The sequence below is a fragment of the Kitasatospora sp. SolWspMP-SS2h genome (assembly GCF_003259315.1).
GTDB classification, from domain to species: Bacteria; Actinomycetota; Actinomycetes; order Streptomycetales; family Streptomycetaceae; genus Kitasatospora; species Kitasatospora fiedleri.
On sequence record NZ_QLLT01000042.1, the window covers coordinates 1 to 18,477 of the forward strand.

The 18,477-nt window shown below is 76.1% G+C and carries 17 protein-coding genes; 8 read left to right on the forward strand and 9 right to left on the reverse strand.

From position 1 onward, the window contains the following. The first annotated feature begins 118 nt into the window (after window positions 1–118). From K353_RS37365 to K353_RS31785, 3 genes are all read left to right on the forward strand, one after another. Window positions 119–304, forward strand: coding sequence for an acyl-CoA carboxylase subunit epsilon (locus K353_RS37365; RefSeq protein WP_111556978.1), 186 nt, complete (start codon window positions 119–121; stop codon window positions 302–304). Between the two features lie 389 nt (window positions 305–693). Next, complete coding sequence (locus K353_RS31780; protein WP_111556952.1) at window positions 694–1,527, forward strand: MBL fold metallo-hydrolase; 834 nt, start codon at window positions 694–696, stop codon at window positions 1,525–1,527. A gap of 195 nt (window positions 1,528–1,722) precedes the next feature. After that, the gene (locus K353_RS31785; RefSeq protein ID WP_111556953.1) at window positions 1,723–2,352 is read left to right on the forward strand and encodes a DUF4865 family protein; all 630 of its coding nucleotides are present in this window, start codon (window positions 1,723–1,725) and stop codon (window positions 2,350–2,352) included. Window positions 2,353–2,412: 60 nt separating this feature from the next. Here K353_RS31785 and K353_RS37035 read toward each other — a convergent pair whose 3' ends face one another. Continuing rightward, on the reverse strand, window positions 2,413–2,784 hold the full coding sequence (locus tag K353_RS37035) for a transglycosylase family protein (protein ID WP_158585552.1): 372 nt from the start codon (window positions 2,782–2,784) through the stop codon (window positions 2,413–2,415). Between the two features lie 199 nt (window positions 2,785–2,983). Continuing rightward, window positions 2,984–3,751, reverse strand: coding sequence for a transglycosylase family protein (locus K353_RS37040; RefSeq protein ID WP_111556954.1), 768 nt, complete (start codon window positions 3,749–3,751; stop codon window positions 2,984–2,986). Window positions 3,752–4,397: 646 nt separating this feature from the next. On the opposite strand from K353_RS37040, the gene K353_RS31800 reads away from it, so the two are divergent. Then, window positions 4,398–5,258, forward strand: a complete 861-nt coding sequence (locus K353_RS31800) for a hypothetical protein (RefSeq protein WP_199528311.1) — start codon at window positions 4,398–4,400, stop codon at window positions 5,256–5,258. 16 nt (window positions 5,259–5,274) lie between these two features. Next, on the forward strand, window positions 5,275–5,961 hold the full coding sequence (locus K353_RS31805; protein ID WP_111556956.1) for a hypothetical protein: 687 nt from the start codon (window positions 5,275–5,277) through the stop codon (window positions 5,959–5,961). Between the two features lie 111 nt (window positions 5,962–6,072). On the opposite strand, the gene der is transcribed toward K353_RS31805, so the two are convergent. The 3 genes from der to K353_RS31820 all read right to left on the reverse strand — a co-directional run bounded on the left by der (window position 6,073) and on the right by K353_RS31820 (window position 9,737). Then, window positions 6,073–7,524 carry a ribosome biogenesis GTPase Der gene (gene der / locus K353_RS31810; protein ID WP_111556957.1) on the reverse strand — a complete coding sequence of 484 codons (1,452 nt, stop codon included), beginning with the start codon at window positions 7,522–7,524 and terminating at the stop codon, window positions 6,073–6,075. 124 nt (window positions 7,525–7,648) lie between these two features. Further along, complete coding sequence (gene cmk, locus K353_RS31815) at window positions 7,649–8,365, reverse strand: (d)CMP kinase (protein ID WP_111556958.1); 717 nt, start codon at window positions 8,363–8,365, stop codon at window positions 7,649–7,651. A gap of 286 nt (window positions 8,366–8,651) precedes the next feature. Further along, window positions 8,652–9,737 carry a prephenate dehydrogenase gene (locus tag K353_RS31820; RefSeq protein WP_111556959.1) on the reverse strand — a complete coding sequence of 362 codons (1,086 nt, stop codon included), beginning with the start codon at window positions 9,735–9,737 and terminating at the stop codon, window positions 8,652–8,654. A 193-nt stretch (window positions 9,738–9,930) separates the two neighbouring features. On the opposite strand from K353_RS31820, the gene K353_RS31825 reads away from it, so the two are divergent. From K353_RS31825 to K353_RS31835, 3 genes are read left to right on the forward strand one after another with little or no spacing between them, the layout of a single operon-like run. After that, a complete protein-coding gene (locus tag K353_RS31825) occupies window positions 9,931–12,024 on the forward strand; it encodes a DUF4139 domain-containing protein (RefSeq protein ID WP_233533959.1) in 2,094 nt (697 codons plus the stop codon). Window positions 12,025–12,026: 2 nt separating this feature from the next. Then, window positions 12,027–13,625 (forward strand): DUF4139 domain-containing protein, encoded by a 1,599-nt coding sequence (locus tag K353_RS31830; RefSeq protein ID WP_233533960.1) that lies wholly within the window; start codon window positions 12,027–12,029, stop codon window positions 13,623–13,625. A 49-nt stretch (window positions 13,626–13,674) separates the two neighbouring features. Next, complete coding sequence (locus K353_RS31835; protein WP_111556960.1) at window positions 13,675–14,037, forward strand: DUF952 domain-containing protein; 363 nt, start codon at window positions 13,675–13,677, stop codon at window positions 14,035–14,037. Between the two features lie 138 nt (window positions 14,038–14,175). On the opposite strand, the gene K353_RS31840 is transcribed toward K353_RS31835, so the two are convergent. The 4 genes from K353_RS31840 to K353_RS31855 form a co-directional block, all read right to left on the reverse strand. Then, complete coding sequence (locus K353_RS31840) at window positions 14,176–15,153, reverse strand: helix-turn-helix domain-containing protein (RefSeq protein WP_100840101.1); 978 nt, start codon at window positions 15,151–15,153, stop codon at window positions 14,176–14,178. 219 nt (window positions 15,154–15,372) lie between these two features. Then, a complete protein-coding gene (locus K353_RS31845) occupies window positions 15,373–16,719 on the reverse strand; it encodes a pseudouridine synthase (RefSeq protein WP_111556961.1) in 1,347 nt (448 codons plus the stop codon). Then, window positions 16,719–17,570 (reverse strand): SMC-Scp complex subunit ScpB, encoded by an 852-nt coding sequence (scpB, locus tag K353_RS31850; protein WP_111556962.1) that lies wholly within the window; start codon window positions 17,568–17,570, stop codon window positions 16,719–16,721. Before scpB ends, K353_RS31845 begins: the two co-directional genes overlap by 1 nt. Then, window positions 17,567–18,370 carry a ScpA family protein gene (locus K353_RS31855; RefSeq protein ID WP_111556963.1) on the reverse strand — a complete coding sequence of 268 codons (804 nt, stop codon included), beginning with the start codon at window positions 18,368–18,370 and terminating at the stop codon, window positions 17,567–17,569. The genes scpB and K353_RS31855 overlap by 4 nt, the downstream gene beginning before the upstream one ends. Window positions 18,371–18,477 lie beyond the last annotated feature (107 nt).

An 18,477-nucleotide genomic window follows, 5' to 3' on the forward strand; every position in this document is an offset into this window, starting at 1 on the left:
GGCCGAGACCCGCGCCGTACTCGCCTCCTCACTCGCCATGCTCCGCACCAAGCACGCCGACCTGCCCAGCCGCAAGCACGGCAACCCGCCGATGTGAAGCAGCACCGGAAGGCAAGTGATGACGGGATTCGCCGTTCGGATCGTCAGGGGCGAACTGTCCGATGACGAACTCGCCGCCCTGACCGCCGTTCTGATGACCCGCGCGGCAGAGCCTCGCTCCATCCGTGACCACCGCCGCCCCAGGGCGCACTGGTGCCGTCGCGAGTGCCGGGCCTGCTACCGCAGCCCCGTCAGCTGGCGTTGAAACCGACGCCCGATCCGCCGCACGCAGAGTGACTCGTCGGTGGCGTGGCCGAAGCCCGCGCCGACGCCAGGACCGATCGCGGCCGGGGGCCGGACCCGGCCGCTCTCTCGGCCCGGATCCGCGCACGCGGTCTCCGGCGCCCGTCCCTCGGCAGCACCACCGGCCGCATCCCTGTCGGCGAACGCACCCGCTGCGCGGCCCGCTGCAGGTGTCTCCGCCCCTTCCCCCCATGCGCCCGGCCCCGCCCCTCTCGCAACACGCCGCAGCCCGCCGCAGCCCGCCGCAGCCCGCCGCAGCCCGCCGCAGGCGCTCCTCCCCTCCCCACATGCGCCCGCCGCCGTCCCGTCGGACCCTGGTGTGGGGGCTTCCCCCCCGGAGGAGGTGGCGCGATGCAGCCGTTGGAGTTCCGCGTGGTGGACCTTCCCGAGGCCTCGCTGCACAAGACCGCCGTGCTGGTGCTCGGGCAGCACCGGGCGGTGCTGGTCGGTGCGGGGCTGCGGCTCTCGGACGGGCGGCGGCTGGCCCGGGAGGTCGAGGACTCGGGGCGGCGGCTGAGCGCCGTCCTGGTGCCGCACTACGCGCCGGACTGCTGGCTGGCGGCGGAGGTGCTGCGCGACGCCTTCCCCGAGGCGCGGATGCTCGCCCCCGACCCGGTCCGCGCCCGGATCGAGCGCGACTACCCGGCGGTGCGTGCCGCCTGGGCCGGGCTGGGGGCCGAACTCCCCTCCCGCCTGGTCGCGTTGGAGCCGCTGGAGGGCGACGCCGTCGAGCTGGAGGACCACCGGCTGGAGCTGCGCGGGGCGTCCCTGGGGCTGCCCGAGCACCACTACCTGTGGGAGCACCGGAGCCGGACGCTGCTCGGCGGCCCGCTGCTCTGGCTGAACGTGCACCCGTGGCTGGCCGACACCCCGGACGCCGCGCAGCGCGAGGCGTGGATCGGCCTGCTCGACGAGATGGCGGCGCTGGAACCGCTGCGCACCGTCCCGGGCCACCGCCACCCGACCGCCCCCGGCCCCGCCGCTCCCCCCGCCGACCCGACCGACCCGACCGACCCGATCGGCTGGACCGGCGACTACCTGCGCGCGTTCGCCACCGAACTCGGCAAGCCCGTCGCCGCGGACGCCGTCGTGGCCGCCCTGCTGCACCGCTACCCGTCCGCCGCGCTGCCCGCCTCCGTCGGCCCGGCCGTCCGGACCGCCCGGGAGCGGAGCGCCACCGCCTGAACCGGGCTGCCCCGCACCGCACCGTCAACCGGCCGCCGCCCACGCTCACCCCCGGCCCCGGGCGCGTTCCCGCGACCCCACCCCACAACCGCGACATATTGGACACCCAGCACCGCCGCACCGCTTCGCACCACCCCGCGCCACCGAACCACCGCGCCGCCGAACCGCCGCTCGACCGACGACAGGAACACCGCCGTGCTCGCCAAGCAGTACGAGATCACCCTGCCCGCCGACTACGACCTCGACATCATCCGCCGCCGGATCAAGGCCGGCGCCCCGCTGCTGGACGACCGGCCGGGGCTCGGCTTCAAGGCGTGGCTGATCCGCGAGCGCGGGACGGACGGCTCGCCGGTCAACCAGTACGCGCCGCTGTACGTGTGGCGCTCGGACGGGGAGGCGGCCCGGTTCCTGGTCGGCGGCGGGGGCTTCGAGAACATCGTCCGGGACTTCGGGCGCCCGACCGTCCGCCACTGGACCGTCCTCGCCCACTTCTCCGGCCCGGCCCGCACCGCCGTCGCCGAGCCCGGCACCGCCACCCGCCGGCTGACCACCGTCCCGGCCGGCCCGGACCCGCTGGCGCTCGCCGCGCACGTCGGGCAGGAGGTGGAGCAGCTGCGCGAACTGGCCCGCGACCCCGGCGTGCACACCGCCGTGCTGGCCCTCGACCCGTCCGGCTGGGAGCTGCTGCGCTTCGTCCTCCGCTCGGACGAACTCGCCGACGTCCCGTCCGCCGACCCCACGGCCGACCCGGCGACGACGCTCTTCCGGCTCCCCCACCTGTCCGCCCCGGAGCTGTCCGCCTTCCCCGAGGGCCGCGTCTGGTAGCCCCCGGCCCCGGCGACCCGCCCCGCTCCCGCCCGGCCGCCCGCCCGACCGCCCGACCGCCTACTCCAGCACCCCGATCTTCCGCGCGCACCAGCCCCAGGCGTTCCAGCCCTGGCGGCGCAGGATCTCCTCGCCCACGGTGATCTGCTGCCGCCGGCTCGCGCGGTCGGGGCGGTCGGCGTAGCGCAGGCCGCCCGCCTCCCGCCAGGTGGGCGGCCAGATCTGCAGGCCGCCGTAGTAGCCGTTGCCGGTGTCGGCCTGCCAGTCGCCGCTGCTCTCGCAGTCGGCGAGCCGGTCCCACACCGCGTCGGACACCGCCTGGCGGGCGGCGGCGGGCGTACCGGCCGTCGTGGCGGCAGCGGCGGGGAGCAGCAGGCCGAGCGCGATCAGCGCCCGGCCGGACGAGTAGGGCATCCGCAGAGGTATTCGCATCCCCCGACGCTACGCACCGCACCCGCCGCACCACTCTCCGGACACCGCCGAGCGGGTGGCCCCGCCCCGGACCCGGCCCCCGCCGCGCGCCCCGCGAACGGCGGAAGCCGCCACCCCCGGGGTACGGGGTGGCGGCTTCACGCCGACGGGGTGGGGCCGACGGGCGGCCCCGGAGGAAGCGGTGCTTCCACGGGGTGGGTCAGACGGACAGGACCTGGCCCGGGTAGATCAGGTCCGGGTTGCCGCCCACGACACCGGAGTTGCTGGTGTACAGGGTGTGCCAGTCGACGCCCAGGCTGTCCGCGATCTTGGACAGGGTGTCGCCGGCCTGCACGGTGTAGCTGTTGCCGGACTTGGCGGTGTTGGTGTCGGTGGTCGCCGCGGCGGACTTGTTCTTCCAGGTCTGCTTCGGGGCCTCCTGCGCGGCGGCCTTGGGGGCCTGGGCGCGGGACTCGGAGCGGGAGGCCTTGGCGGAGTCGCCCGAGGCGGCGCTGTTCGACTTCGCGGAGGAGGTCGACTTCGAGGACGAAGCGGACGAGGAGGAGCTGCCGGACGAGGTGTCGACCTGGGCCGGGGCGCCGCCCTTGGTCAGGCCGGCCTTCACCGAGCAGACGGGCCAGGCGCCCGGGCCCTGCGAGGCCAGGACCTTCTCGGCGACGGCGATCTGCTGCGCCTTGCTGGCCTGGTTGGCCTGCGGGGCGTAGGCGGTGCCGCCGAAGGCGGCCCAGGTGGAGGAGGTGAACTGCAGGCCGCCGTAGAAGCCGTTGCCGGTGTTGATCGACCAGTTGCCGGTCGACTCGCACTGCGCGACCTTGTCCCAGGTGGAGACGTCCGCGGCGGAGGCCGTGTTGGCCGTGACGAGGCCGGCCACCGGGGCGGCGAGCAGGGCGCCGCCGACGACCGCCGCGCGAACGCGGTTGCGCTTGGGGGCGGTGGTGGCAGCGGCGGTCTCGTTACGGAAGGTCATGAGATTCCTCTCAACATCCCCGGGATAGGGCAGGCGGAACCAGGCCCCGGCGGGGCCGTGCTCGCTCGCCAAGTCCGTTGGGCGACCGGTCACGTGTCGGACGTGCCGTTGCCGCCCCGGCCACCTGTCCGCATCCCCGGCGGCGGCTGGCTGCCGTCGCGCCGGTGGGCGCAGGGCCCGGGTTCCGGGGTGAGCCGGAGGGGGGCCGTGCGTCGGGGGTGAACCCGGGAGGTGCTCGTTGCACCGGGCAAAAACCTACGATTCGGACTCCGCGGTGCCAAACAGTTTCGGGTCGCCCCAGGTCAAAGCAGTGTTACCGGCGGTATCGATCATGGCCGTCGCGGGTAAATGTCCATTTCATCCGCTTTTTCCAAGATCAAACCATATGTGGATATGGCCCCGGTCACACCGGAACCCGTGTGAGGTCGAGCACAGCGTCGACGGAAGGTGGTCCTCCGCACACGCGGAGCGATCAGAAACCGTGCAAATTCCGTCGCCCGGCCGTCCACCCGTGACCCCAGCCACAACCTCCCGTTGGTAATGGCGGTCGGCGCTCCCCGCGCCGCGCGCCCGGGAGGTCCCGCCCGGGGCACCCGAACGAGCACCTGGAACGTCAGGGCGAACGAGGAGTCTGCTAGTGCCGCGCATGCTTGAGGTGAGCGAGGACGTACGCGCCGAGATCGGCGACGACGAGACCGAGAGCCTGCTCGCGGGCGCCCACGCCCCCGACGCGTACGACTGCACCTCCTGCCGACAACCGGGCGACTCGCTGTACGAGCCCACCAGCACCGTCCTGTTCGTCGGCGAGGAGACCGCGGTGCTGGCCTTCGCGCACGCCCGCTGCGTCCCGTCCCAGGTGGTGCCGGTGGACGAGCAGCAGCTGCGCGGCGCGGTCGAGTCGATCGGCCAGGGCGGCGCCGCCGCCGTCGACCCGGCGGCCCCGCCCGCCGGGCCCGCCGCGCCGCAGCCCGCGCTCCGGGTGGACATCCCGGAGCCGATCACCGCCCCGCCGACCGCGCCGCCCGGCCAGCCGCAGCCCGCGGTGCTCGGCGTGACCTGCGGCATCGTGCTGTGCGGCGACACCCAGCACGCCGCGCTGGTGGTCGAGCCGACCGGGCCGGTGGGCCGCCCGGGCAGCGTGCACGGCGAGGACGAGTTCCTCTCGCTGCTCACCGAGCACGGCTTCCAGATCGTCCAGGACGTCAACCAGGCGCCGGCCCGGCCGCGGGCCGGCTGGTCGGTGCTGATGGCGATGGGGCAGCTGCACGCGATCCTCCAGCCCTCGGCGAACGGCGGCTCGGCCGCCTGGTGGCAGGCCCACCAGCCGCTCCAGGTCACCCCGGGGTGGCGGGCCGCGGCGGCCCGCAAGTCCGAGGTGATCATGTACGCGGTGCCGGCCGGCACCATCGGCCGCCAGCCCCGCGAGGACCTGCTGCGGATCGCCATGGACCGGGCCGCCGCCGGCGGCCTGCTCGCCGCCGGCATGCTCCCGCTGGCCGGCACCTGAGAGCGGGGACGCGCCGATGACCGACCCCGTGAACGACCCGGCCACCACCCCGGACGGCCCCGACGCCCCGGCGGTCCCGGCCGCCCGGAGCGCCGTTGACCAGGGCACGGGCCCCCCGACCGGGCGAGGACCGGTGGCGGCGTCCCCGCATCCCAAGCCGGTCTCGCTCGTTGGCTCCTACGTGTACAGCTACGACCTCGCGTCCCCCGGCCGTCCCTCCGCCCAGTCCGGCCCCGGCGGCGCCGGCCGGTCGATCCCGAACATGCGCCCGTCGTACGACGCCGAGCACCCGGTGTCGGCCACCCCGATCTACGACACGCTGTACTCCGAGTACCGACGGATGTTCCGGGCACTGCCCGGCGACCGCTCCGGCGAGGAGGGGATGCGGTTCACCGGCTTCGCGGTCCGCGAACCGCAGCCCCAGCCCGCGTCCCCGTCCCCCGCGCACCCGCGCGAGGCCCCCGACCGGCCGGGCACCCTGGCGTACGCGCAGCAGCACCAGTCGTTCGACACGTACGCCGGGCAGGCCCCGGGCGCCCCGCAGTTCATGCCCGCGCAGACCTCCGCCGCGCAGGCCAACGGCCAGGGCTGGGTGGCCTCCGGCTACCTGGGCGCCCCGGGCGGCACCCCCGCCCCCGGCGGCGGCACCCCGGGCGGGCGGCACCGCTCGGTGCTCTCCCTGCCCCCGGGCCGGGACGCCTGACCCGGCACCGCGCCGGAGCGCAGCACGAGGACGCGCCGGAGCGCGCCACGAGAAGGGGAGAGGGCCGCGGACACCCGTCCGCGGCCCTCTCCCCCGTTTCGGCTACTCCCGCTACTTCTTCTTGCGCTTCTCCCGGACCCGGACCGAGATCGAGATCGGGGTGCCCTCGAAGCCGAACTCCTCGCGCAGCCGGCGCTCGACGAACCGGCGGTAGCCCGCCTCCAGGAAGCCGGACGCGAACAGCACGAACCGCGGCGGGCGGGTGCCCGCCTGGGTGCCGAACAGGATGCGCGGCTGCTTGCCGCCGCGGATCGGGTGCGGGTGCGCGGCGACCAGCTCGCCGAGGAAGGCGTTCAGCCGGGCGGTCGGGACGCGGGTCTCCCAGCCGGCCAGCGCGGTCTCGATCGCCGGGACGAGCTTCTCCATGTGGCGGCCGGTCTTGGCCGAGACGTTCACCCGGGGCGCCCACTGCACCTGCACCAGGTCGCGCTCGATCTCGCGCTCCAGGTAGAAGCGGCGCTCCTCGTCCAGCTGGTCCCACTTGTTGTAGGCGATGACCACGGCGCGCCCGGCCTCGACGGCCATCGAGATGATCCGGGTGTCCTGCTCGGCGAGCGTCTCGCTGGCGTCGACCAGGACGACCGCGACCTCGGCCTTGTCCAGCGCGGCGGAGGTGCGCAGCGAGGCGTAGAAGTCGGCGCCGGCGGTCTGGTGGACCCGGCGGCGGATACCGGCGGTGTCGATGAACTTCCAGGTCTTGCCGCCGAGTTCGATCAGCTCGTCGACCGGGTCGCGGGTGGTGCCGGCCAGCTCGTTGACGACCACCCGGTCCTCGCCGGCCACCTTGTTGAGCAGGCTGGACTTGCCGACGTTCGGCCGGCCGATCAGCGCGACCCGGCGCGGGCCGCCGGGCGCGTACCCGTCGCCGAACAGCTGCGGCGGGGCCTCCGGGAGGACGGCCAGGACGGCGTCCAGCAGGTCGCCGGAGCCGCGGCCGTGCAGCGCGGAGACGGGGTAGGGCTCGCCCAGGCCGAGCGACCACAGGTAGGCGGCCTCGGCCTCGGTGGACGGGCCGTCGACCTTGTTGGCGCACAGCACCACGGGCTTGCCGGAGCGGCGGATCAGCCGGACCAGGGCGTCGTCGGTGTCGGTGGCGCCGACCTTGGCGTCCACCACGAAGAGCACCGCGTCGGCCTGCTCGATGCCCAGCTCGGCCTGCGCGGCGACCATCGCGTCCAGGCCGAGGACGTCGATCTCCCAGCCGCCGGTGTCCAGGACCTTGAACCGGCGACCGGCCCACATGGCCTCGTAGCTGACCCGGTCGCGGGTGACGCCCGGGCGGTCCTCGACGACCGCCTCGCGGCGGCCGATGATGCGGTTGACCAGGGTGGACTTGCCGACGTTCGGCCGGCCGACGATGGCCAGCACCGGCAGCGGGCCGGTGCCGTCCAGGTCGGCCTCGACCTCCTCGCCGTCGAAGCCCTCCTCGGCGGCCAGCGCCATGAACTCGGCGTACTCGGCGTCACCGAGGCCGCCGTGCTGGGCGGTGGTGTCGTTGCTCATGTTCCGTTTTCCGTTTCCCGGCCCGGCCCTTCCCAGGGGCGTGCCGTGCGTACCTGCCCCGTGGGCAGCGCGGACCGCGCGGATCTCGCGCGGTCGGGATGGTGCTGTTCCGGCCCCGGTGCCGCTAGGCAGCGGTCAGGCCGGCCTTCTGCTCGACCAGGTCGGCGATCGTGTCGATCACCTGGTCGAGGGTGAGTTCGCTGGTGTCCACCAGCACCGCGTCGGCGGCCTGGGTCAGCGGGGCGGTCTCCCGGGAGGAGTCCGCGGCGTCCCGGCGGGCCAGGTCGGCGGCCATCGCGGTGATGATCGCCTCGTCCACGCCCTTCGCCCGCAGCTCCGCGGCCCGGCGCTCGGACCGGGCCCGCTCGGACGCGGTCAGGAACACCTTCACGGTGGCGTTCGGGAACACCACCGAGCCCATGTCCCGGCCCTCGGCGACGATCCCGCGCTCGGCGTGCGAGGCGCAGCCGCGCTGCAGCTCCACCAGCCGGGCCCGGACCGCCGGGACAGCCGCCACGGCGCTCACCTTGGCGGTCACCTCGGGGCCGCGGATCGGCCCGGACACGTCCTGCCCGTCCACGGTTATGGTCGGCCCGGCGGCGTCCGTCCCGGACACGATCACCGGCTTCCCGCAGGCGATCGCCACCGCCTCCGCGTCCTCGACGTCCACCTCGTTGGCGAGCATCCACCAGGTCATCGCCCGGTACATCGCGCCGGTGTCCAGGAAGCTCAGCCCCAGCCGCGCGGCCACCGCCCGCGACACGGTCGACTTCCCGGACCCCGAAGGTCCGTCGATGGCGACGACGACCGGGCCGCTCGACGCTCGGTCGACACTGTCCACGGGGCGAACCTCTCTCTCACGACACCAGAACTCACCCTCAAGGTTAATGGACACCCGCCCACCCCCGACCCGCCCGGCAAAACCCCCCGCCGGCCCCTCCCCACAGGCCGACCACCCACCACCCCACCCCCGGAGCCCCGCGCAGCGGACCGCCGACACCCGCACCACCGCCGGCGCGACGGTCAACCGCACGGGCCCGACCTGCCGGCCCTCTTCTCCCCCACCCCCCAGAGCCCCGCGCAGCGGCTCCCCCTCCCGCCCCCGGAGCCCCGCGCAGCGGACCCCCCTAGTCCCGCACCCCCCACCCCCGCTCGCGCAGCCCCGCCGCCAGCACCCGCACCATCGCCGGCGCGACGGCCAGCTGCACGTGGCCGACCTGCTGGCCCGTCGAGTGCTCGATCGTCACGTCCTCGATGTTCACGCCCAGCGCGCCGACCTCGCCGAAGAGGCGGCCGAGTTCGCCGGGCTGGTCGCCGAGGACGACCGTGACGGTCTCGTAGCGGGTGGGCGGCGCCCCGTGCTTGCCCGGGATGCGGGCCTGGCCGGTGTTGCCGCGGCGCATGACGGCCTCGATGCCGGCCGCGCCCGTGCGCCGCTCGCCCTCGTCGGCGGCCTGGAGGGCCCGCAGCGCGGTGACGGTGTCCGCGAGGTCGGCGGCGAGGTCGTCGAGGACGTCGGCGACCACGCCCGCGTTGGCGGAGAGGATGTCGATCCACATCGCGGGGTTGGAGGCGGCGATCCGGGTGACGTCGCGCACGCCCTGGCCGGAGAGCCGGACGGCGGTCTCGTCGGCGTGTTCGAGCCGGGCGGCGACCAGCGAGGAGAGCAGTTGCGGGGCGTGGGAGACGAGGGCGACGGCCCGGTCGTGGTCGGCGGCGTCCATCACGATCGGCATGGCCCCGCAGAGGGCGACGAGTTCGAGCGCGGCGTTGAGGGTCTCGGTGTCGGTGTCGGCGGTGGGCGTGAGCACCCAGGGGCGGCCCTCGAACAGGTCGGCGGTGGCGGCGAGCGGCCCGGAGCGTTCGCGGCCGGCCATCGGGTGCGAGCCGATGTAGTGGACGGTGTCGAGTCCGAGCGTGGCGATCTCGCCGCGCGGCCCGGCCTTGACGCTGGCGACGTCGGTGTAGCAGCGGGCCAGGCCGCGCCGCTGGCAGTCCGCGAGGACCTTGCCGACCAGGGCGGGCGGGACGGCGATGACGGCCAGGTCGACGGGCCCGTCGGGGAGTTCGGTGGTGCCCGCGCCGAGCGAGGCGGCCGTGCGGGCGGCGTCCTGGTCGGCGTCCTCCAGGTGGACGCTGATCCCCCGGCGGGTGAGGGCGAGCGCGGCGGAGGTGCCGATCAGTCCGGTGCCGATGACGGCGGCTGTGCGCATGGCGGCTTCTCGTCTCGCGGGTGCGGTCAAGGGGTGTCGGGCCCCATCCTCTCGTACGCCCCGGCGGCCGCGCATACCGCCCCGGCGGGGCCCGTGGGCCGACGCGCAGGGGAAATCCGGGTGTGGTGACGGGGGTTGGGTGCAGACTGGGCGCCCGGGTCCGGGGTGCGGGCCGACGGGCGAAGGGGGCCAGGTGGCGGGGAAACGGGCGGTGTGGGAGTCCGGGTTGGAGTCGGTGGTGGTGCACGCGGTGGGCGCGGTGTGCCGGCGCCGGGCGTCGGGGGTGGTGCCGGCGGACGGCCGGGTGCGGGTGGCGGGGCTGCCCCGGCTGGCCGCGGCGGGGTCGCTGCGGGTGCGGGTGCTGTCGGGTGACGGGCGGGTCGCCGAGGCCCGGCTGGAGTACCCGGCCCGGGTCCGCTCCGATGACGAACGGCCCGCCTGGGAGCAGGAGTTGAAGGAGCTCCGGGCCCGGGTCGAGCTGCTGGAGGAGCGCCGCGCGCGGCTGGAGGAGCGGATCGCCGAGGTCGCGGCGCTGCGCCCGGTGCCGCCGCAGCGGCGCCGGGACGAGGGGCACCGGCGGGCTCCGGCGGACGCGGTGCTGGCGCTGGCGGAGTTCGTGGACACCCGGCTGGAGGTGCTGCAGGAGCGGGCGGTGGAGCTGGCCCAGGAGGTCCGGCTGGCCGAGCACGCCCTGCTGGTGGCCGAGGAGCGCGCGGACGCCCGTTCGAGCGCCGAGCGGCCGGGCGGCGTGGCGGCGGGGGCGTGCGCCGAGCTGACGGTGCGCGGCGCGGGCCCGGTGGAGCTGGAGGTGGAGTACGCGGTGCCGGGCGCGGTGTGGGTGCCGACGTACCGGCTGGCGCACCGCCGGGGCGAGCGCACCGCGCGGCTGGTGCTGCGGGCGTCGGTGGCGCAGCGCACCGGCGAGGACTGGTCGGGGGTGCGGCTGGCGCTGTCGACGGCGAGCCTGGTGCGCTCGGGCGCGCTGCCGGAGCTGGCCTCGCTGCGGATCGGCCGCCGGCAGGCGGTGCCCGCGCCCTCGGGGTGGCGGGCCCAGCCGGCCGGCCTGGACGACCTGTTCGCGGGCTGGCAGGACGCGCAGCGCGCGAAGCCGGAGCCGGAGCCGTACGCGGCGTCGGCTCCGGTGGCGGTGGCGGTGGCGGGCGGCGGTCCGGTGCCCGCGCCGAAGCCCGCGCCCCGGCCGTCGGCCCGGCGGGCGTCGGCGGCCCGGGCCCGGGGTCCGGCGGGCGCCCCGGGGGCGCCGGGGTTCGTCCCGACGGCCCCGCCGGTGCCGGTGGCGCCGGTGATGCCGATGATGCCGGTGGCCGCGTCCGCTCCCCCGCCGCCCCCGGCCCCCGCGGGCGCGGCACCGCCGGGCCAGGCGTACGGCGGGGCGCCGCAGGGCTACGGCGGGGCGGCCCCCGAGCCGTTCGCGGACTTCGCGCCGGCCGCCGCGCCCGACCCGCGCCCGTCCGCCGACCAGCTGGACTACCCGGCGATGGTGCTGGCGGGCCCGGAGGAGGAGTCGTACCGCCGGGGCCGGCTGTTCCCGGAGCCCGCGCGGCCCGGGGCGGGCGGGGGCGCGCTGTACGAGGCGGAGGCGGTGGGGCGGCTGCCGCTGCCGCGTTTCGGGGCGCCGCCGCGCGAGTCGGCGGGCGCCTTCGACCACCGCTTCGACGCGCAGGCCCCGGCGCACGTCCCCGCGGACGGGGGGTGGCACACGGTGGCGGTGGCGGAGCTGCCGGTGGGGGTGCGCACCGGCTACGTGACGGTGCCCTCGGTGGAGGAGGCGGTGTACGCGGTGCTGGAGCTGACGAACGCGACGGCGCACGCGCTGCTGGCCGGGCCGGTGGAGGTGTCGGTGGACGGCGACTTCCTGCTGACGGCGGCGCTGCCGACGCTGGCGCCGGGCGGGGTGCGGGAGGTGGGCCTGGGCCGGGCGGAGGAGCTGCGGGTGGCCCGGCACACCGAGGTGCGGGAGTCGACGTCGGGGGTGCTGAACTCGACGACGGTGCTGGACCACGGGGTGCGGATCGAGCTGGTGAACCGGCTGCCGCACGAGGCGTCGGTGGAGGTCCGCGAGCGGGTCCCGGTCCCGGGCGACCCGGAGGTGCGGATCGAGGAGCGGCCGGGCTGGTCGCCGCCGGCCGAGCCGTCCGCCGAGGTGCCCGCCTCGGCGCGGATCCGCCGGGTGGTGGTGCCGCCCGGCGGTTCGGTGGAGCTGACGGGCGGTTATGTGGTCCGCATCCCGGCCGGCAAGGCCGTGGTCGGCGGGAACCGGAGGAGTTGAACGTGCCGGAGGAGTGGAACGTGGCCGAGGAGACGATCGCCCTTCCGGTGACGGCCGTGACCTGTCTGGAGGACCGGGCACAGCTGGAGCGGACGGCGGAACTGGAGCTGTCGCCGGGCGTGCACCGGCTGCGGCTGGGCCCGGTGACGGCGCTGGCGGTGGACCGCTCGCTGCACGCGGCGCTGCTGCACGCGGACGGCGCGGACGGCGCGGACGGCGGCGGGGCGAAGGTGCTGGACGTGCGGCTGGTGCGGTCCTGGCAGCCGCCGGTGCCGCTGCCGCCGGGGCCGGAGGACTCGGCGCTGCGCCGCCGGGTGCACGACCTGGAGCGCGAGCACCTGGCCGAGTCGCGTCGCCAGGAGCGGTTGCAGGCCCGGCTGGCGCTGCTCGGCCAGCTGGCGGCGGACCTGCTGCGGGAGATCGGCGAGGGCGCGGGCAGCGGCGAGCTGGAGCAGGCCCGCTGGTCGCGCGAGCTGGACCGGGTGGACGCGGAGCGGGAGTCGTACGGCGAGCGGCTGCGGGCCTCGCGGCTGCGCTCGGTGGAGCTGGCGACCGAGCTGGCCCGGGCCGAGGAGGCGCTGGACCTCGCCGAGCGGGAGCCGGCCGAGCTGCTGGCGTTCGTGGAGCTGTCGGTGGAGTGCGCCGCGCCGGGCCGATTCCTGGCCCGGGTGGGGCACCTGGTGGCGTGCGCGCTGTGGCGTCCGGCGTACCGGGCGGAGCTGGTGGACGGCCGGCTGCGGCTGGAGAGCGACGCGGTGGTGTGGCAGCGCACCGGCGAGGACTGGTCGGACGTGCGGCTGACGCTGTCGACGGCGCGGTCGGCGTCGGCGGGCGAGCCGCCGGCGCTGGCCGAGGACCGGCTGGTGCTGCGGGAGCGCTCGGCGCAGGAGAAGAAGACCGTCGAGGTGGAGCTGCGGGAGCAGGCCGTCCCGGACGCCGGCCCGCTGGAGCCGGGCCTGCCGGGGGTGGACGACGGCGGCGAGGTGCGGGTGCTGCGGGTGGACGGCCCGGTGTCGGTGCCCGCGGACGGGCGGGCGCACCGGGTGCCGGTGAGCGTGTTCGAGGCGGCGGCGCGCAGCGAGTACGCGGCGGCGCCGGAGCTGTCGGACGCGGTGACGGAGGTGGTGTCGTTCCGCAACGCGGCGGGGCACGCGCTGCTGGCCGGCCCGGTGGACCTGGTGCGCGGCTCGGGCTACACCGGCCGGGGCGCGCTGGAGTTCACCGCGCCGGGCGCGCCGGTGCGGCTGGCGTTCGGCTCCTCGGACGGCCTGCGGGTGGTCCGGGAGGCGGACGAGCGCCGGGAGGGCGCGGGCCTGGGCGGCCAGCGCACCCTGGTGACCCGCACGGTGCGGCTGCACCTGTCGCGCTTCTCCGGCCCGGACGAGCACGGCGAGCGGGTGGTGGTGCTGCGCGAGCGCATCCCGGTCTCGGAGGTGTCGGCGGTGCAGGTGCGGCTGCGCAAGGAGCACTGCTCGCCGCCGCCGGACGAGCTGGACGCCGAGGGCATCGTCCGCTGGGAGATGCCGCTGCCGCCGGGCGGGCGGTGCACGGTGACGCTGGTGTACGAGATCGCGGCGACGGCGAAGGTGGCGGGGCTGTGAGCCGCGCCCCCGGCCCGGCGGCCCGGCCCGGGAGGGGTACAACAGAGGCATGATCTACCACCTCGCCCCGCTGGACGACTGGCTGCGCGACCCGGGCCGGCCGTACACCGCCGCGTCGCTGCTGACCGAGGGCTTCCTGCACTGCTCGCCGGACGAGCCCACCGCGCTGGCGGTGGCCAACGCGTTCTTCCGGGACGCCCCGGAGCCGCTGATGGCGCTGCTGATCGAGGAGGCGCTGGTCGAGCCGATGGTGAAGTGGGAGGCGGCCACCGGCGGGCCGCCGCCGGGCACCGCCGAGGGGGTGCTGTTCCCGCACGTGTACGGGCGGCTGAACCGGACGGCGGTGCTGGGCCTGGAGAAGCTGGAGCGCGGCCCGGACGGGCGCTGGGCGGCGCTGCGGCCCTGGAGCTGACCCCCGGGACCCCCGGCGGCCGGGGCGGTGCCCGGGGCCCGCACGGGGCCGCCGGCGGGCGTTGACGGGCGTTCACGGGAGTCGGCGGGCGTCGGCGGGCGTTGACGGCCCGTCACCGGCCGTCGGCGGGCCCGGCGCTCAGAGCCAGCCGCGCTCCCGGGCCGCCATGCCCGCCTGGAAGCGGGTGGTGGCGCCCAGCTCCCGCATCAGGCCCTGGAGGCGGCGCTGGGTGGTGCGGGCGCTCCAGCCCAGCGAGCGGGCGATCGACTCGTCGGTGAGGCCGGCCGCGAGCAGGCCCAGCAGCTTGAGGTGGTCGGCCTCCGGCCCGGGGCCCTCGCCGTCGCCGAGCACGGTCTGCAGCGGCACCGCGCGCTCCCACTCGGCCTCGAACAGCGCGTCCAGGGCCTGGAGCAGCGCGGAGGGGTGGATCACGTACGCGGCGTCCAGCACGCTGTCGCCGACGCTGATCGGGATGATCGCCATCTTGTCGTCGGCCATCATCATCTTCATCGGCAGCACCGGCCGGACCCTGGCCTCCTCGCCGTCCTCGACGCCGGTGAGGATCTCCTGCTCCAGGCGCCCGGGCCAGGCGATCGCCTCCTTGTCGAAGACGGTGCGGATCCGCACCCCGGACTTGAGCTTGGCCCGCTGCCGGGGCTGCTCGACCGTCGGGTCCTGCACGTACGGCGGGCAGTCGAAGCCGCGGATCTGGTACTGGCTGGACTCGATCAGGTGCTCCAGCCGCTGGGCGATCGCCTCGCCGCCGGTGAGCACCTCCACCGAGTGCGCCGGGTCGGTGTACCGGGAGGCCTCCCGGAAGGCGTCCATCAGCCGGTGCATCTCGGCCCGGGCGGAGCGCAGCTCGGCCTCGCGGTGGCCGATCAGGGTGCCGATGGCGACGTCGGGGGCGACCGACAGGTAGCGCTCCCGGTCGACCGGGGCGCGGGTGGCCATGCCCTGCTCGGCGAGCCGGTCCAGGGCCGCCCGGCACTGCTCCAGGGTCAGGCCGCAGTGCTCCGCCAGCTCCTGGGCGGTGGACTGCGGCGCGACGACCAGCGCGGCGTACACCTGGCCGTCGGTCAGGCCGAGGCCCAGCACGGTGAATGCGTCCAGCATGGTGGTGCTTCCTTCCCCCGCCGCCCTGGTGGCCTGACGCGGTGGCGCACTTCCGCCATGCGCCGGGGCGAACTTCGGTGGCAATCTTCTGCCACCGGGCGGAACGATGGCAAGGCCGTGCGGTGCGCCTCACATGTCAAGACCCGGCAAAGCCGGTCCGCGCACGCGCCGGAGCCCGTCCGCCGTGGCACGGCGGACGGGCTCCGGTGGCGGTCTCGGCTACAGGCCGACCTCGCGCATCAGGGTGCCGACCTCGGGGTTGGTCAGGCGGCGCAGCCAGCCGGACTTCTGGTCGCCCAGCGAGATCGGGCCGAACGCGGTGCGCACCAGCTTCTCGACCGGGAAGCCGACCTCGGCCATCAGCCGGCGCACGATGTGCTTGCGGCCCTCGTGCAGGGTCACCTCGACCAGGTAGTTCTTGCCGAGGTTGGAGACCACCTTGAAGCTGTCGGCGCGGGCCCAGCCGTCCTCCAGCTCGACGCCCTTGGCGAGCGTCTTGCCCAGGTCGCGCGGCAGCGGGCCCTGGATCGCCGCCAGGTAGGTCTTGGTGACGCCGTACCGGGGGTGGGTGAGGCGGTGGGCCAGCTCGCCGTGGTTGGTGAGCAGGATGATGCCCTCGGTCTCGGTGTCCAGTCGGCCGACGTGGAACAGCCGGGTCTCCCGGTTGGTCACGTAGTCGCCCAGGCACTGCCGGCCCTCCGGGTCCTCCATGGTGGAGACCACGCCGGCCGGCTTGTTGAGCGCGAAGAACAGGTAGGACTGGGTGGCGACGGTCAGGCCGTCCACCTTGATCTCGTCCTTCACCGGGTCGACCCGGCGGCCCTGCTCCAGCACCGGCTCGCCGTTGACCTCGACCCGGCCCTGCGCGATCAGCTCCTCGCAGGCCCGGCGGCTGCCCATGCCGGCCCGCGCGAGCACCTTCTGCAGGCGCTCGCCGTCCTCGCCGACCTCCTTGCCGGGGCCCTCGTGCCGGGCCAGCACCCGGTCCTCGATCCGGCCCTGGAGCTCCCGGGAGCGCTGCGGCTGGCGCCGCGGGTCGCCGGGCGCGCCCTGCCCCTCCCGGCGCGGCCGGGGCGCGGCCCCGGGCTTGCGGGAGTCGTACGCGCCGCGGCCGGGCGTCGCGTTCGGCCCGCCGCCGTACTCGGGGCGGTCGTACCGGCGCTCCTCCGGGCGCAGCGGGCGGTCCGGGTAGCGCCGCTCCTCGCCCCGCCCGCCGCCACTGCCGCCGCGCGAGCCCGCGCCGTACGAGCCGGAGCCCGAACCGCCGCGCGCGGACTGCCCGCCGCCGTACGAGCCCGAACCGCCCCGGGTGCCGCTCCCGCCGCCGTACGAGCCGGAGCCCGAACCGCCGCGGGCGCCGCCACCGCCGTACGAGCCCGCGCCCGAACCGCCGCGGCCGCCCTGCCCGCCGCGGCCCTGGCCGCCACCGCTGCCGCCGCCGTAGGACGACGATCCGCCCCGGCCCCCGCCCTGCTGGCCGCCGCGGCCGCCCTGCCCGCCCCGGCCCTGGCCGCCGCCACCGCCGCCGCTGTTCCTGCCGTTGCCACCGTTGCCACTGCTACGCATCAAAATGTCCGTACGTCGATATCCGTCTGGTCGGCCTGGTTCGGCCTCGGCCCTTCCTGTGCGGCGGCGACCGCCTGCGCGATCATCGTGCCCTCCAGGGACTCCGCTTCCACGTCGTCGACCTCGGGCAGGAAGGGCGCGAGCTCCGGCAGCTCGTCCAGGCCGCGCAGCCCCATCCGTTCCAGGAAGTAGTTCGTCGTCCGATACAGGATCGCTCCGGTCTCGGGCTCGGTGCCGGCTTCTTCGACCAGTCCTCGCTGTACCAGGGTACGCATCACGCCGTCGCAGTTCACACCACGGACCGCGGAAACCCGCCCGCGCGACACCGGCTGCCGGTACGCGACCACCGCCAGCGTCTCCAGGGCGGCCTGCGTCAGCCGGGCCTGCTGCCCGTCCAGCACGAACCGCTCGACCGCCTCGGCGCACTCCGCGCGGCTGTAGAACCGCCACCCGCCGGCCACCTGCCGCAGCTCGAAACCGCGCCCCTGCGCCGTGTACTCGTCGGCCAACTCCCGCAGCACAGCGGCCACTTCGCCCTTCGGCGCGTCCAGCACGGCGGCCAGCCTGCCCTCCGCCACCGGCTCGTCGGCGACCATCAGCACCGCCTCCAGCGCCGCCCGCAGCGGGACGCCCCCCGGCTCCGGCGCCGCCACCGCTCCGGGGGCCGGCTCCGGTCCCGGTTCCGGCTCCGGTCCCCGTTCCGATCCCGGTTCCGGTTCCGGTTCCGGCAGCGCCAGGACGCGCTCCACCGGTTCGGTCCGGGCGCCGTCCGGGTACGCCGACTCCTGCCACTCCCCGGGCCGGTGCGCGCCCGGCAGTCCCAGGGACCGGCGTGCGGGCCGCTCCGTCATGCCGTACCGCCTTCCTCGCCGCCGCCCGCCGGGCGGTCGAACTCGTCGGTGACCTCGACCGCCCGGCCGTCCGCGGCGACCCAGCGGACCAGCAGTTCCTCCAGGGCCAGCGGCTGCTCGAAGGCCAGCGCCCGCTCCCGGTACAGCTCCAGCAGCGCCAGGAACCGGGCCACCACCACCAGGGTGCCGTCCGCGTCGGCCGCCAGCTGCCCGAAGGTGGCCGTGCCGAGCGCGCGCAGCCGCTCCACCACCAGCGCGGCCTGTTCGCGCACGCTCACCGGCGGCACGTGGATGTGGTCGACGTACACCACCGGCCGCGGCCTGGGCGCGAACGCCTTCGCCGCCAGCCGGGCGAAGCGCTCCGGGCCGATCGACAGCACCACCTCGGGCAGCAGCAGCGCGTACTGCGGCTCCAGCGCGACCGTCCGCGGCCGGCGCAGCGCCTCGCCCTCCCAGCGCTCCGCGAACAGCGCCGCGACCTTCTTGTACGCCCGGTACTGCAGCAGCCGCGCGAACAGCAGGTCGCGCGCCTCCAGCAGCGCCAGGTCCTCCTCGTCCTCGACCTCGGCGGCGGGCAGCAGCCGGGCCGCCTTGAGGTCCAGCAGGGTCGCCGCGACCACCAGGAACTCGGTCGCCGCGTCCAGGTCCCACTCCGGGCCCATCGCCCTGATGTGCGCGACGAACTCGTCGGTGACCTTCGACAGCGCCACCTCGGTGACGTCCAGCCGGTGCTTGGCGATCAGTCCGAGCAGCAGGTCGAACGGCCCCTCGAAGTTCTCCAATCGGACCTGGAACGCCATAACGGACCATTCTGGCAGACGCCCCGGGGCGCGGGGCGGACGCGGCACCGGGGCGCGGGGAGACCGCGCGCCCGGCCGGGCGGCCCGCCCGCGCGGCGTCCCGCGGC

What these genes read in the sequence shown, in the direction of transcription:
- K353_RS37365 (WP_111556978.1), top strand. Translation starts at nt 119, where the DNA reads ATGACGGGATTCGCCGTTCGGATCGTCAGGGGCGAACTGTCCGATGAC.
- K353_RS31780 (WP_111556952.1), top strand. Translation starts at nt 694, where the DNA reads ATGCAGCCGTTGGAGTTCCGCGTGGTGGACCTTCCCGAGGCCTCGCTG.
- K353_RS37035 (WP_158585552.1), bottom strand. Translation starts at nt 2,784, where the DNA reads ATGCGAATACCTCTGCGGATGCCCTACTCGTCCGGCCGGGCGCTGATC.
- K353_RS37040 (WP_111556954.1), bottom strand. Translation starts at nt 3,751, where the DNA reads ATGACCTTCCGTAACGAGACCGCCGCTGCCACCACCGCCCCCAAGCGC.
- K353_RS31800 (WP_199528311.1), top strand. Translation starts at nt 4,398, where the DNA reads ATGCTTGAGGTGAGCGAGGACGTACGCGCCGAGATCGGCGACGACGAG.
- K353_RS31805 (WP_111556956.1), top strand. Translation starts at nt 5,275, where the DNA reads ATGACCGACCCCGTGAACGACCCGGCCACCACCCCGGACGGCCCCGAC.
- der (WP_111556957.1), bottom strand. Translation starts at nt 7,524, where the DNA reads ATGAGCAACGACACCACCGCCCAGCACGGCGGCCTCGGTGACGCCGAG.
- K353_RS31820 (WP_111556959.1), bottom strand. Translation starts at nt 9,737, where the DNA reads ATGCGCACAGCCGCCGTCATCGGCACCGGACTGATCGGCACCTCCGCC.
- K353_RS31835 (WP_111556960.1), top strand. Translation starts at nt 13,675, where the DNA reads ATGATCTACCACCTCGCCCCGCTGGACGACTGGCTGCGCGACCCGGGC.
- K353_RS31840 (WP_100840101.1), bottom strand. Translation starts at nt 15,153, where the DNA reads ATGCTGGACGCATTCACCGTGCTGGGCCTCGGCCTGACCGACGGCCAG.
- K353_RS31845 (WP_111556961.1), bottom strand. Translation starts at nt 16,719, where the DNA reads ATGCGTAGCAGTGGCAACGGTGGCAACGGCAGGAACAGCGGCGGCGGT.
- scpB (WP_111556962.1), bottom strand. Translation starts at nt 17,570, where the DNA reads ATGACGGAGCGGCCCGCACGCCGGTCCCTGGGACTGCCGGGCGCGCAC.
- K353_RS31855 (WP_111556963.1), bottom strand. Translation starts at nt 18,370, where the DNA reads ATGGCGTTCCAGGTCCGATTGGAGAACTTCGAGGGGCCGTTCGACCTG.